Origin of the sequence: Flagellimonas sediminis, from assembly GCF_010500845.1 — a bacterium.
GTDB classification, from domain to species: Bacteria; Bacteroidota; Bacteroidia; order Flavobacteriales; family Flavobacteriaceae; genus Flagellimonas; species Flagellimonas sediminis.
Window position 1 is genome coordinate 488,528 of the sequence record NZ_JAAAMI010000002.1, and the last position, 14,056, is coordinate 502,583.

10 protein-coding genes are annotated in these 14,056 nt (G+C 44.1%); 3 read left to right on the forward strand and 7 right to left on the reverse strand.

Going from position 1 to position 14,056, the window contains the following annotated elements; genetic code table 11:
• Window positions 1-76: 76 nt before the first annotated feature.
• The 5 genes from GTK07_RS06810 to GTK07_RS06830 all read right to left on the reverse strand — a co-directional run bounded on the left by GTK07_RS06810 (window position 77) and on the right by GTK07_RS06830 (window position 7,672).
• Window positions 77-2,470, reverse strand: a complete 2,394-nt coding sequence (locus GTK07_RS06810) for a penicillin acylase family protein (protein WP_163634343.1) — start codon at window positions 2,468-2,470, stop codon at window positions 77-79.
• Window positions 2,471-2,539: 69 nt separating this feature from the next.
• A complete protein-coding gene (locus tag GTK07_RS06815) occupies window positions 2,540-4,519 on the reverse strand; it encodes a protein-disulfide reductase DsbD family protein (RefSeq protein ID WP_163634345.1) in 1,980 nt (659 codons plus the stop codon).
• The gene (gene tilS, locus GTK07_RS06820) at window positions 4,516-5,823 is read right to left on the reverse strand and encodes a tRNA lysidine(34) synthetase TilS (protein WP_163634347.1); all 1,308 of its coding nucleotides are present in this window, start codon (window positions 5,821-5,823) and stop codon (window positions 4,516-4,518) included. Before tilS ends, GTK07_RS06815 begins: the two co-directional genes overlap by 4 nt.
• A 22-nt stretch (window positions 5,824-5,845) precedes the next feature.
• The gene (locus tag GTK07_RS06825; protein ID WP_163634349.1) at window positions 5,846-7,132 is read right to left on the reverse strand and encodes an anthranilate synthase component I family protein; all 1,287 of its coding nucleotides are present in this window, start codon (window positions 7,130-7,132) and stop codon (window positions 5,846-5,848) included.
• Between the two features lie 6 nt (window positions 7,133-7,138).
• The gene (locus GTK07_RS06830) at window positions 7,139-7,672 is read right to left on the reverse strand and encodes an NADPH-dependent FMN reductase (RefSeq protein WP_163634351.1); all 534 of its coding nucleotides are present in this window, start codon (window positions 7,670-7,672) and stop codon (window positions 7,139-7,141) included.
• Window positions 7,673-7,802: 130 nt separating this feature from the next.
• Between GTK07_RS06830 and GTK07_RS06835 the strand changes: the two genes are divergently transcribed.
• A complete protein-coding gene (locus GTK07_RS06835; RefSeq protein WP_163634353.1) occupies window positions 7,803-8,999 on the forward strand; it encodes an acyltransferase family protein in 1,197 nt (398 codons plus the stop codon).
• Between the two features lie 66 nt (window positions 9,000-9,065).
• On the opposite strand, the gene lpdA is transcribed toward GTK07_RS06835, so the two are convergent.
• Together lpdA and GTK07_RS06845 are read right to left on the reverse strand one after the other, a co-directional pair.
• Window positions 9,066-10,469 (reverse strand): dihydrolipoyl dehydrogenase, encoded by a 1,404-nt coding sequence (lpdA, locus tag GTK07_RS06840; protein ID WP_163634355.1) that lies wholly within the window; start codon window positions 10,467-10,469, stop codon window positions 9,066-9,068.
• A gap of 143 nt (window positions 10,470-10,612) precedes the next feature.
• Complete coding sequence (locus GTK07_RS06845) at window positions 10,613-11,071, reverse strand: Lrp/AsnC family transcriptional regulator (protein ID WP_163634442.1); 459 nt, start codon at window positions 11,069-11,071, stop codon at window positions 10,613-10,615.
• 150 nt (window positions 11,072-11,221) lie between these two features.
• On the opposite strand from GTK07_RS06845, the gene GTK07_RS06850 reads away from it, so the two are divergent.
• Together GTK07_RS06850 and nhaC are read left to right on the forward strand one after the other, a co-directional pair.
• A complete protein-coding gene (locus GTK07_RS06850; RefSeq protein ID WP_163634357.1) occupies window positions 11,222-12,442 on the forward strand; it encodes an aminotransferase class I/II-fold pyridoxal phosphate-dependent enzyme in 1,221 nt (406 codons plus the stop codon).
• Window positions 12,443-12,512: 70 nt separating this feature from the next.
• Window positions 12,513-14,003: a Na+/H+ antiporter NhaC gene (nhaC, locus tag GTK07_RS06855; protein WP_163634359.1), complete on the forward strand. Its 1,491-nt coding sequence runs from the start codon at window positions 12,513-12,515 to the stop codon at window positions 14,001-14,003.
• The last annotated feature ends 53 nt before the right edge of the window (window positions 14,004-14,056 follow it).

The following is a 14,056-nucleotide window of genomic DNA, read 5'->3' on the forward strand; positions in this document are numbered from 1 at the left end:
AAATTGGCATGAGAGGGTAGATTGATGAATGCCCTATTTTGGATTGACACAGGTGCTTTCCGAATTAGTGAATGGATTACTTCTTGGTAAACGTGAGCACGGATTCCGCGGTTTCCTGAATCTCCTGTTTGTTCATCATCATCTTACGGAACTTGCCCTGTACGTACATTTCAGCTTGATCTTTGTAATGCTTGCTGAACGGATTTCCCGATTGGCCCGTGGGCAAAATGCTGATACTGTTTTCTACATCCGAAAAATCCACGATCCGGCGTGTAGATGGTCCCGAACTGACTTTGTAATAGCCTGTACTATCATACGGAAAAGAGAGGTTGTTGATGACTTCGCGGGTGCCTTCCACGGGAAACGGCCCTACATTGAAATATTTTCTAAGGGATTCCACCTTTCCAAAGGGATGCTGATGTTCCAAGGTATGCACTTTGTCCCAAGTCCATTGGCTCGCGTCCTGACCTAAATCATTCACCAAGGACTCCCAAGCATCGGCAAAGGACTTCATTACAATATCTTTTCGGGTTTCCACTACGTCTTTGGTATGCACATTGTCCCACCATTTTCCCGAATCCATTTTGGCTCCCCATGCAATCTGTCTTTTAAAAACATGGGTGTCCAGAAATTCGTTGAACATTTCAGGACCCAATTCGTCTTCCATCGTGTTTTTCGCCATAAAATACTCGCAGCGATGGTACAACGTAGGGCTTGTGCTGTTCAAAGTGTACTCCCCGCTCCAGTTTTTAAGGGAATCGACCAGAACCAATTGCTCTGTGGACAAAAGGGATACATCGAACAGCTTGATCAATTCGGTTACCAGATCGGTATTTACGGGTGAGGTAACATCCAAGATCATTTCGGAAAAAGATTCCTTGTCCCAATCATTTTTGGCATCCAACAACTGAACAATTCTTTTGGCCCTGTTCTCGGGCAAATAATAACCGGGGTATAACATCCCTGCAATGGAATCAGGTTGGTTGTTCGCGGAATAGACGTAATGCCAAGGCGGATTCACGGCACTTGGGTTTTCTGAAAAGTCGAGGTAACGTATGGGTTCGTCCTTACCCGAAGTGCCTTCCAAAATAAATTTAGTGGAAACGCTGTCCGGCATCTGGTATAATTTGGCTGTGGCCCACCACCCCACATTGCCTTTGGCATCACCGTACATTACATTGAGTCCTGGAGCATGTATCTTGGGAAGGGCACTTTGAAATTCCTCCAAATTGGTGGCATGGCTCAACCCATATAAAGCGTGCAACACCTCATTTTTAGGTTTGGTATAAATCCATGACATGGCCACGGGGCGTTCGCCGGATATTTGGTCGGCAATGTCGTTCATGATCGGACCGTGTTGCGATTTTTTAAAGGTAAACGATACGTCATCCCCGTCTTTCACCTTGATGGTCTTGGTGACATATTCGTAAGTCTTCCAACCGTCTACGGTTTTGTATTGTGTGGAATCCGAAGGATTGGTTTCCTCAAAGTAAAAATCGATATCATCGTTCTCGAACATGGTCAAACCATAGGCCAGGTTTCTATCATGACCCAACAAAGGAAAGGGAACTCCAGCCAAATGGTAGCCGTATTTTTCATAAGTGGGTGTGACCACATGGGCTTCATACCAAACCGAAGGTTGTGCAAACCCAATATGGGGATCATTGGCGAAAATAACCTTACCGTTCTTGGTCTTTTCAGGAGAAACCACCCAACTGTTGCTACCTTCAAAAAGTGGGACAGGTAAATTTTTAAGAGCGGCAGTAACGCTTGCCGTAATATTGGCTCCTAACGTATCAGCTTTTATCCCATGGTAATTTTTTATCCACACGGTAGAAGTATCGGAATCGATTGCAAGGTCTTTCATGTATTCGTCCCCTAGTTTATTCCTCATACTGGTAAGCAAGGGGTCCGTTTTATGGGCCATGGCAAAACTGAAGGCCATATAGCCCACGGCATTGTACACATCCTCTAAAGAAAAAGGTTCCTTGTCAATTCCAGTCAAATAAAATTCTATAGGGGTCGGACCCTTTTTGATGAAGTCGTTGATACCGTCCAAATAGGCCTGGGCCATCATGGCTGTCTCACTCTGTTTGTCAAGGTTGGCAACTGTTAGGGCAGATTGGTCATCGATACCCATTGAAAGAAAAAACCTATCCGTCTTGATAAAATCCGCACCGAATACTTCCGCTATCCTACCCTTTGCCACCCTTCGCAAAAGTTCCATTTGCCATAGCCTGTCCTGCGCATGCACATAGCCCAATGCCCTAAGGGCATCCTTTTCATTATCTGCATAAATATGAGGGATTCCATACGTATCAAAATACACATTGACCTCACTCTGAAGGCCTTCCATGTATTTTGAACCGCTATATTCAGGTTTTAAGGAATTGAAGAAAATGGCAATGGCAATCGCCAAAAGCAGAAGTAGTCCCCCAAGTATCAGAAGTACTTTTTTAAACTTTTTCACGAAGATATGGTTAAGTCAATTAGTCACTCTAAGGTATAACTAATTTCCTACTCCCATGAAAAATAATCGTTATTTGTTCATAGACAGCTGATGCTTTTCCAAACCGGATTTTAACCATTTTTGATAGGTTTCCACATCCACATATTGCACGGCATCGTTCAGGATTTCCATATCCGGGGTCATCAAGACGTAATAGGGTTGTGATGCGGCGTTGAAATTGACCGTCTGAAAAGTACCCCATTTCTGGCCAACATTTTCGATGGACTTTATTCTTCCTGAATCAAACTTAAAATCGAATTTTTGGTCTTCGGGAAGTTCCTTTCTATCATCCACATAAAGTGAGATCAACACATACTCATCCTTTAGGATGGGATACACGCTGGCATCGCTCCAAACGTTTTCTTCCATTTTTCTACAGTTGACACAGGCCCAACCGGTAAAATCGAGTAGAATGGGCTTGTTCACCTCTTTGGCATAGGCCACTCCCTCCTCAAAATCCTTGAAACAATCCAATCCCAACGGACAATCGCTCTCGGTTTCCACAATACTGTAGAAACTTGGCGGTGGGAATCCGCTCAACAGTTTCAAATTAGTGACATGGAACAGCCCAAGAACCAAATAGACAGAGAAGGCAAAGCTTAAAAGCCCCACCATTTTTCTTGAGGGTGAAAGGTTTTTTCTGGGGCCATCATGTGGAAAACGGAACACCCCGAAGAGGTAAAGCGTCATCAACACAAACAATACCACCCATATCCCTATAAAAATCTCCCGTTTGAACACTCCCCAATTGCCTACCAAATCCGCATTGGACAAAAACTTAAAGGCCAAAGCCAGTTCCAAAAAGCCCAACACCACTTTTACAGTCGTCATCCAACCGCCAGATTTTGGCAAGGAATGCAACCAAGCAGGAAACATGGCGAACAAGGCAAAAGGCAAGGCCAGAGCCAAACCGAAACCCACCATACCCATGGTCAAGTTAGTAGCCACATTACCTTCCGCTAAAGTGGTACTGCCCAAAAGACCTCCCAAAATGGGGCCCGTACAGGAAAATGATACAATGGCCAAGGTCAATGCCATAAAAAAGATGCCCAATCCCCCACCTACTTTGGATGAAGCGGAATCCATCTTATTGGCCCAAGAACTTGGCAGGGTGAGTTCGTAATACCCAAAGAACGAAAAGGCAAAGAACACAAAAATGACAAAGAAGAACACGTTGAGCCAAATGTTGGTGGCAATGGTGTTCAAAATCTGTGAGTCGACGGAATTGAACAAGTGAAAGGGCAAACTCAACAAGAAATAGATCATTACAATAAACAACCCGTACAGCACCGCATTGGCAATTCCCTTGGATTTGTTTTGGGATTGTTTCGTAAAGAATGAAACTGTTAACGGGATCATCGGGAAGACGCAGGGCGTCAACAAGGCGATCAACCCTCCCAAAAAGCCAAGCCCGAAAATCATCCAAAGATTCGATTTTCCCTCAGAATCCACCAAACCACCTTGATTAAGCAGTTCCTTGTTCTTCAAATCCAGTTTAAGGGACTCACCGAGGGCCACACTACGGTCATCCAAGGTTTTGGTGTCGGCCACAAAATCACCCCCATCCAATGAAACTTCGAACACTTGATCCTTAGGGATGCAGACCTCTTTGCAGATCTGGTAAAACAAATTGACGGTAACCTGCCGTACATCAGGCTTGAGGAGTTTTATTTTTTGAGTAAAAATGGCCTCTTTTTTAAAGAAGGTCTCTTCCACCTCGAACACGTCACTATATTCCTTGATCGTTTCGCTTTCCTCGGTACCGCCTACCAGTTCGTAGTCCTGGCCCGCTTTTTCAAAGGTGAATTCGCTGGGCAAGGAACCTCCTTCTGCAGTAAACTGGGAATACACGTGCCAGCCATCCATGATCTTTCCCGTAAAGACCAGTTCGTATTCTGTGTCTGATAATTTGTGTACTTCATGGCTCCAAACTGCGGGATTGGTATCCGTTTGTGCAAACAGGGTTAGATTGATGAAGAATAAACCTAAAAAAACTTTCAATACTCTCATGAAATCCATGTAATCTTTACTATTTGTCGGGTCGAATCGTCAACCCTGAATCGTTCATCGGCCCTTTTGCCCACTACCCAAACAATTTCATCGTCCGAGCACAACAACCATTGCTTTTCCTTGGAAACGACATCAATCTTCTCATCCTTGAAAAACTTGGACAACTTTTTCTTGCCTTTCATCCCGAAGGGATAAAAATAGTCGCCTTTCCCCCAATTTCTTAACACCATCGGGAAGTTTAACTTTTCCTTATCCAAAAATACAGTATTGGTTAATGGTTTCGTCACACTGTCCACCTTTTCCATGGTCAATTTGATGGGCTGTTCGAGCATGGTATCCTTATCAAAGACAGGGAAATGTTCATTTACCCTAGTTTTTATTTTGGAAAGGATCAACTGATCCCTATCTTTTAACAGGCGGTGGGTTTTGGAAAGCACTTCCTTGCCACTCATGGAGGTCAATAATCCATGAACCGCTTCCCAATCGGAAAAGCCGAACCCATGGAACAATCCGTATAGATAGGCTTGCAAGGGCTGTAACTTTTGTAAATCGGCTACATTGACCTTGATTGTACCATCGGCTTTTTGGAATAACCTAGTCTTGACCTCCTCCAAATGATTGTTGACCAAATCACTGGTCTGATGCAAATACGATTGGGTCTGGATAAAATTTTGGACAAATGTTGGGTGCAGCTCCTTCAGTTTGGGAACAATCCCATGCCGAATCTTATTTCGGAGGTATTTGGATTCCGAATTGCTGCTATCTTCCCGCCATTGGATTTTTTGTTCTTCGGCATAAGCCGTTATCTCTTCTCTGGTAAAGACCAACAAAGGGCGAATGACTTTATCGTTCTGCTCTGGAATTCCCAAAAGTCCTTCCAAACCGGTGCCTCGGGAAAGGTTGATTAGGAAGGTTTCCAAATCATCATCAAGATGATGGGCCGTGAGCAGGCAATCAAAGCTTTTGTCTGCCAAAAGTTGGTTGAACCATTGATAACGCAACTCCCTGGCCGCCATTTGGACCGAGCCCCTATGGTTTTGGGCGTAATCCAAGGTATCGAATTCCTTTACCAAGACCTCAAGTTCCAAAGAACTGGCCAGATTCCGAACAAAGGCCTCGTCACCATCGCTTTCAGTTCCTCGCAATTTAAAATTGCAATGCGCCAATGTGAGATCCAACCCGATTGCCTTGCAAAGCTGAGCCAACACCACACTATCCAGTCCCCCACTACAGGCCAGCAATAGTTTTTTTCCTTTTAAAAAAGAAAGTTTGGTGTTGATGTGGCTTTTAAATTTGGACAGCATAAAGCAAAATTACGAATAAACATCAGCCTTTTTCCAATACTTTACGCATGGCTTTTGCCTTGAGCAAACATTCCCGGTATTCTTTCTCCGGGTCTGATTTTGAAGTGATGGCACTCCCTACCGAAAAGGAAGCATATTTGTTCGCTCCATTGTACAAGATACTCCGGATGACTACGTTAAAATCAAAATCCCCATTGGGTTCAAAATACCCAACGGCTCCACTGTAGAGTCCACGTTTGGTTTCTTCTAAATTTTCAATGATCTGCATGGCCGATAGTTTTGGAGCCCCGGTCATACTACCCATGGGAAAGGCTTCCTTGATCAATTCCACAGGGTTTTTATCCTTGGAAACCATTGAACCGATGGTGGAGATCATTTGGTGTACTTGCTTGTAGCTGTTCACTTTGCAAAGTTCTTCTACTTGAACGCTACCTCGTACAGCACTCTTGGACAGATCGTTACGAACCAAGTCGACAATCATGATGTTTTCGGCCCTTTCTTTCTCATCCTGCTCCAATTCTGTTTTCAATTTCAGGTCTTCAGATTTGGTTTTCCCGCGGGGGGCGGTGCCCTTAATAGGTTGCGAAATAACCTTTTGTCCTACTTTTTTAAGGGACCTTTCTGGGGAGGCACACATCAAATAGTGATTGTCAAGTCGCATAAACGTTGCAAACGGCGGCTCCGAAATGGCATTGAGTTTACTGTAAATATTGAGGGGATCGAGAAGGACATCTTCAGCATAAAATTCCTGACAAAAATTGGCCTCGTATATATCCCCTCTGTGGATGTGCCCCAAAAACTGTTTCGCTTTTTCAAAATAGGCATCCTTGTGGATACGCATCTTGATCTTGACAGGTTGGAGCATTGGAGTCGATGGTCCTTTCAAATCAATGAAACTGGAAATTTGCTGAAAATCGGATTCGATTTCATGACCTAAAACATCCAAATATTTGAAATGAAGGGCATCCCCCTCCAATACGATGACTTTTTTGGGCCGGAAAAAATAAAGTGTTGGAAAATTCAGGCCATCTGCGTTTTCGGAAACCAAATCCTCCAGTTCATTTTTAAGGTCATAGGAAAAATAGCCGAAAAGCCAGTCTGGATCCATTTCCAAGCAAGAAGCGATCCCATCCAAAGTGTTCAAACGCTTTTCTTCCCCAAAAGCAAGGCAAGCTTCAAACGAACCATAACGGTCACGATGGCCGTTACTATCCAACCAAACCACCTGCTCAAACGGTTTGGACCACTGCAACAGAGCGCTTTTGGTCTCGGAGATAGATTTGACCTTAAAGGAGCGAAGGATTCGCAAGGCAATTTATTTTAAAGAATCCAGAAAGGTTTGCAAAGCGGTTTCATGAGCCGTTTTCAAATCGGCATCAAGAATTCCTTCATCTGAAAAATTATCGTAAAAAGAAGGTAGGGAAAAGCTGGTCACCACCTCGCCACCAAACCGAGGGAGCATGTTTTCAATGACCGACAAAGATCCCTTTGCCCCTCTTTTTCCTCCGGAAGTGGACATCAGCAGGATCCTGGTGCCTTGCAAAAAATTGCGGTCCAAGCGCGATAACCAGTCCAATACATTTTTAAAATACGCCGAAGGATTCCCATTGTGTTCGTTTACAGACAAAATAAGGCCTTTGCTTTTTTGAATGTCGTCTCGCAATTCTACCAACGAATTGGAGTACCCTTTCTGTTTTTCCACATCTTCACTGAACATGGGAAAAGGACAATTGGCCATGTTTAACACCTGAACCTCATGGGATTGCACCAAGGAAACAGTAAGTTTTACCAATCTAAAATTAATAGAAGTGGAAGAATTGCTTCCAGCAAATGCCAATATTGCAGCCATACCCGAAAATCGTTGATTGTTTCGCTAAAATACCCCAATTGCGGATCAGAAGCGAGTATTTTGCATATTTTTGCCACGAAAAGCATCCAAACCTACTGCTAAACAAGTATATAGGATAATATTTGACCGAATGACAGCAAAGACCAACAGGTTATTTTTTATTGATGCCATGCGGGCATGGGCCATTTTGATGATGTTACAGGGGCATTTCATCGATGGGCTTCTTGACCCTGTTTTTAGGGATACTTCTAATCCCGTATACAATATTTGGCTCTATTTCAGGGGAATAACCGCTCCTGTCTTCTTTACCGTTTCAGGATTCATCTTTACATATTTGCTCATCAGGGTACCCCAAATGGGATTGGAAAATCCAAGGGTTGCCAAAGGTGTGCGTCGTGGTTTACAACTGTTGCTCATTGGTTATTTGCTCCGATTGAACCTTTTTGGTCTTTTTAAAGGGCAACTGTATAATTCCTTTTATTTGGTGGATGTACTGCACTGCATCGGTCTTTCCATTTTGGGCATCATCGGCTTGTATTTACTCACCTCCAACAAAAGAAAAGATGTTTTTCCATCGGTATTGATCGGGATTACCTTATTGCTTTTCCTCTTGGAACCTGTTTACAAACAATGGACGTTCTCGTTCTTGCCTGATTTGATTGCCAACTATTTTACCAAGGCCAACGGATCTGTGTTCACCATCATTCCTTGGTTTGGGTATACGGCCTTGGGAGCCTTTATCTCAGTATTGTTCACCAAGTACAGGGAATCCAAATACTTGTTCCCTGCCGCCATTTCCATAGCGTTAGTGGTTGGTTATCTGTTGATCTATCAATCCTCCCGAATGTTTGATGGCCTGTACGATGTAACAGGATTGGAGTTGTTCAAAATGATTTTGGCCAATAATTACCTTTTCATCCGATTAGGAAATGTTTTCATAGTTTTTGCGGTATTTATGGTGCTTCGCCAGTTCATGACCAACAAAACCGTTTTGAATATTGGCGCGAGTACTCTTTCCATCTACGTGATACATTTTATCATCCTTTATGGTAGTTTTACGGGATTGGGACTGTACCGATTCCTTAACCACTCCTTGGCTCCGCAAGTGGCCATCTCCGGAGCATTGGCCTTTATGGTTGCCTGCACTTTTTTGGCCTTGAAATACAACCAGTACGAAGAGCGTATCAAATCCCAGATCAGTTTGGGCTACGCTACAATTGTCTCTCAATTAATTGATTTGAGAGAGGCTTCCATTCCAATTATTCTTGAACTTTTTGTGAGGGCAAGATTGTTCCTGAAAAGAGTATTCCGTACCGTACGCGAATAGTCGATACTAAAAAAGCATCCAGTCCTAAAACTGAATGCTTTGCTATCCTTTTATTTTATGTATTCCTTAAATATGCAACGCCCTATCAGCTGTTGCGGCCAATGCTGCTTCTTTCACAGCTTCCGCAAACGTTGGGTGGGCATGGCTCATGCGTGAAATATCCTCTGCAGAAGCCCTAAACTCCATGGCAGTGACACCTTCGGTGATCAAATCGGCACAACGCGCACCGATCATGTGGACTCCCAATACTTCATCGGTTTTTTTGTCCGCCAAAATCTTCACGAAACCGTCCAAATCCATACTGGCACGGGATCTACCCAAGGCACGCATCGGGAATTGTCCCACTTTGTACTCCACGCCTTCTTCCTTCAATTGCTCTTCGGTCTTACCCACTGCTGCAACTTCCGGCCAGGTGTAAACCACTCCTGGAATCAAGTTATAATCGATATGCGGTTTTTGGCCTGCCAATAATTCGGCGACCAAGGTCCCTTCTTCTTCCGCTTTATGGGCCAACATGGCTCCTTTGATTACATCACCAATGGCATAAATATTGGAAACGTTGGTCTGCAAATGATCGTTCACTTCCACTCTACCTCTGTCGTCCATTTTTACACCGGCCGCTTCAAGGTTCAATCCATCGGTATAAGGTCTGCGGCCCACACAAACCAAGCAATAGTCTCCGGTCATGGTCACTTCATTGCCTTTTTTATCATCAGCTTTTACGATGACCTCATCTCCTTTACGCTCCACAGATTTCACTTTGTGCGAAAGGTTGAACTGCACCTTTTGCTTTTTCATAACCTTGGTAAGTTCTTTGGAAAGGGCTCCGTCCATTCCCGGAATGATACGGTCCATGTATTCTACCACGGTAACTTCCGCACCAAGACGCTTGTACACTTGGCCCAACTCCAGACCAATGACCCCACCCCCGATTACGATCAGGTGCTTGGGTACTTCTTTTAGTTTCAAAGCTTCTGTGGAAGTGATTACTCTTTCCTTATCAATTTTGATAAAAGGAAGGGTAGATGGTTTTGATCCCGTGGCAATGATGATGTGCTTCGCCTCAATGGTTTCTTGGCCATCCTCTTTGGTAATATTGATGTGCGTGGCATCCTTAAAGCTACCAACGCCATGATATACATCGATTTTGTTCTTGTCCATCAAAAAGTCGATACCTTTTGTGGTCTGGTCCACTACACTCTGCTTGCGGGCAATCATTTGCGCCAAATTCACCTTGATCTCGCCAGGAATATCAATCCCGTGCTCCTCAAAGTGTTTTACGGCATCCTCGTAGTGATGGGAAGAGTCCAAAAGGGCTTTGGATGGAATACAGCCCACGTTGAGACAGGTTCCGCCCAAGGTGGCATATTTTTCGATTATGGCAGTTTTCATTCCCAATTGGGCACATCGAATGGCCGCTACATAGCCTCCAGGTCCGGAGCCGATGATAGCTACATCATATTGATTCATATTGAATGATTTGTAAGGATATTTTTGTAACTGATCTGTTCATAAAAAACAGCTGTAAAAATACGAATGTTTTTCGGGACCGTCCCATCAATTGATTCTGAAATACATCAATTTGGATGATATGACAAATACATGGTCCGCTGTTAAATATGAACGGAAGGACTGTTCTTCACCTCATTGATTACAAAGGAACTCTGTGTGTTGCCAATATTGTTGATGGCGGTGAGCTTGGTGATCATGAACTCGCGATAACTTTTCATGTCCTCCACGTTGATTTTCAGAATATAGTCGTAATCACCGCCAACATGGAAACATTCTGACACTTCTTCCAACTTCAAGATCTCGCGTTCAAAACGCAACACATTTTCTTTGGTATGCTGCACCAAACGAATGTGGCATAATACGGTAAAGTCGCGCTTGATCTTGGATTTGTTCAACAATGCCACATAACCGGTAATGACACCGGTCCGTTCCAAGCGACGAATGCGCTCATACACCGCGGTTTTGGACAATTGCAGGGCGTCCGCATATTGTTTTGTGGTCTTTTTGCAGTCTTCCTGAAGAAGCGCAACCAATTGTTTGTCCAAGGCATCCAATTCCATCATGATGATTTTTCTATTGAAACCGATATATACTTCAAAATTAGAACAATATTCTAATTTTAATTAAAATATTAGTTCTATTTCCTTTAATTAGGTCAATTGATTGACTTTTAATCAACATTTGAATAGATTTACAAAAAATCGTATATCATGGATTACAAAGCAGCAGAACATATTCAAGATCTTCAATATTTTGGTGAATTTGGTGGTGTAAACCCTTCCATATCAGATTCATCCACCTACACCTTCTTGACCGCGAAGACGATGTTCGACACCTTTGAAGGCAACACCGAAGGTTGTTACCTATACAGCAGGCATTCCTCCCCTTCCAATCTATATTTGGGAGAGGCCATGGCCCAATTGGAAGGCACCGAGTCCGCCAACGTATTTGCAAGTGGCATGGGGGCCATAAGTGCAGTGATCATGCAATTGTGCGATAGTGGCGACCATATCGTATGCAGTAGAACCATTTACGGGGGCACCTATGCCTTCTTGAAGAATTTCTTGAAAAAGTTCAACATAACTACCTCATTTTTGGATATTACGGATTTGGATGGCGTTGCCAACGCCATCACGCCAAAAACCAAAATGATCTATTGTGAAGCGATCAGTAATCCGTTGTTAGAGGTGGCCGATATAGCTTCCCTGTCCAAAATTGCCAAAAAGAACAATATTCCTTTGGTGGTGGACAATACCTTTTCCCCTTTGAACATCAGCGCAGCCCAATTAGGTGCAGATATCGTGGTACACAGCCTCACCAAATTCATTAACGGTAGCAGCGACTGTGTGGCTGGGGCCGTTTGTGGCACCAAGGATTTTTGTCTTAGCCTTAAGGATGTGAATAATGGTGCCGGCATGCTGTTCGGAAGTACCTTGGATAGTCTTCGGGCGGCATCCATCCTAAAAAATATGCGTACGCTGCATATCCGCATCAAAAAACATAGTGAAAATGCCCATTATTTGGCCAAACAATTTGAAAAGGACGGTTTAAAGGTGGTATATCCCGGTTTAGAGAGTCATCCTGGCCATGCGTTAATGAAAAAACAGATGAACCCTGAATACGGCTTCGGCGGTATGTTGACATTGGATGTTGGCTCCTTGGACCAAGCCAATGCTTTGATGGAACTCATGCAAAAAGAAAAATTGGGGTATCTGGCAGTGAGTTTGGGCTTTTACAAAACCTTGTTCAGTGCTTCCGGAACGTCAACGTCTTCCGAAATCCCCGAAGAAGAACAAAAGCAATTGGGTCTTTCCCAAGGACTTATCCGTTTTTCCATAGGTTTGGACAATGATATTCACAAAACCTATCTATCCATGCGTCACTGTATGGAAACTTTGGGAATCCTTTCACCTGTTTCAGCTTTGGTCTGATTGTATTGCGATCCCGTTTGCAGAACAAGGGGCAAAATCGTAATATTACCTCTTAACAAACTCAGACCACATGGCTAATCCAGAGGAAAAACCACATTTTAGGGAAGACGAACATATTGTAGAGAACAAAAATCTTAGCATTGCCGAAGCGCTCATCCCTGTGATTGCCTTGGTTGGTATGTTGGCTTACAACGTTTTTGTCTTTGGTGACGATGCACTGAGTGGTTCCAATCAATTTATCCTATTGTTGGGAGGTGCCGTGGCGGCAATTGTCGGTTTCTTCAACAAGGTTTCCTACCAGCAAATGATAGATGAAGTGGCTGAAAATGTGCGGTCCACCACGGGAGCCTTGCTTATCCTGCTCATGGTTGGGGCTCTTTCCGGAACTTGGTTGGTGAGTGGTATCATTCCTGCCATGATCTATTACGGTCTGCAGATATTGAACCCGACCATATTTTTAGCGGCCTGTGTGATCATTTGTTCCATTATTTCGGTGGCCACAGGAAGTAGTTGGACCACTTCTGCCACGGTGGGTATTGCCTTGGTAGGCATTGGGGATGCGCTGGGCATTCCTTTAGGAATGACGGCCGGGGCCGTGCTTTCAGGTGCCTATTTTGGGGACAAGATGTCTCCCTTGAGCGACACCACCAATTTGGCACCGGCTATGGCAGGGGGTGATTTGTTTTCCCACATTCGCTATATGGCCTTGACCACCACCCCTACCATCATCATCACCTTGGTGTTCTTTATCATTATGGGCTTTACCATTGACACCTCAGGTGTTGCCGATACCGGTTCCATTTTGACGAACATCAGCAACACCTTCAACATTAGTGGATGGCTGTTTTTGGTACCTATTGCAGTTATTGTATTGATCGTAAAAAAGGCTCCTCCATTAATGGCCTTGTTGATCGGTACGCTTTTGGGCGGGGTGTTTGCCCTGATTTTTCAACCGGACATTGTGGCACAGATCGGAGGAAGCAGCCAATTGACCTTTGAAACCGCTTACAAAGGCATTTTAAATGCCATTACCGTAGATACCAATATTGCCACGGAAGATCCCGCGCTCAACGATCTTTTCTCCTCTGGAGGTATGTCTGGCATGCTCGGAACCATTTGGCTAATTGTGTGCGCCATGGTCTTTGGCGGTATCATGGATGGTATAGGAGCTTTGGAACGTATCACCGAGTCCCTCTTGAAAATGGCCAAGACCACTTTTGGGCTCTTTGCCAGTACCGTGGGGAGCTGTTTGGCGCTCAACGTTACGGCCTCCGACCAATATTTGGCCATTGTGGTGCCCGGCAAAATGTTTTCCAAAGCGTACAAGGACCGTGGATTGGCCCCTGAAAATTTAAGTCGTTCTTTGGAGGATTCAGGCACGGTCACTTCGGTTTTAGTGCCCTGGAACACCTGTGGCGCTTATCACAGCGGGGTTTTGGGTGTTAGTGTTGCGGAATATGGCATTTTTGCCGTTTTCAATTGGCTGAGTCCCATCATGACACTCTTGTTCGCTGCCTTCAAAATTAAGATCAAACAGCTCACTACCAGCATTTCCGAATAGGGCTTTTCTTTAATTTTTTTCTAAAATCACTGATAGGTTTTGTGCCTTTCAGC

What these genes read in the sequence shown, in the direction of transcription:
- GTK07_RS06850 (WP_163634357.1), top strand. Translation starts at nt 11,222, where the DNA reads ATGGATTACAAAGCAGCAGAACATATTCAAGATCTTCAATATTTTGGT.
- nhaC (WP_163634359.1), top strand. Translation starts at nt 12,513, where the DNA reads ATGGCTAATCCAGAGGAAAAACCACATTTTAGGGAAGACGAACATATT.
- GTK07_RS06835 (WP_163634353.1), top strand. Translation starts at nt 7,803, where the DNA reads ATGACAGCAAAGACCAACAGGTTATTTTTTATTGATGCCATGCGGGCA.
- tilS (WP_163634347.1), bottom strand. Translation starts at nt 5,823, where the DNA reads ATGCTGTCCAAATTTAAAAGCCACATCAACACCAAACTTTCTTTTTTA.
- GTK07_RS06830 (WP_163634351.1), bottom strand. Translation starts at nt 7,672, where the DNA reads ATGGCTGCAATATTGGCATTTGCTGGAAGCAATTCTTCCACTTCTATT.
- lpdA (WP_163634355.1), bottom strand. Translation starts at nt 10,469, where the DNA reads ATGAATCAATATGATGTAGCTATCATCGGCTCCGGACCTGGAGGCTAT.
- GTK07_RS06815 (WP_163634345.1), bottom strand. Translation starts at nt 4,519, where the DNA reads ATGAGAGTATTGAAAGTTTTTTTAGGTTTATTCTTCATCAATCTAACC.
- GTK07_RS06845 (WP_163634442.1), bottom strand. Translation starts at nt 11,071, where the DNA reads ATGGAATTGGATGCCTTGGACAAACAATTGGTTGCGCTTCTTCAGGAA.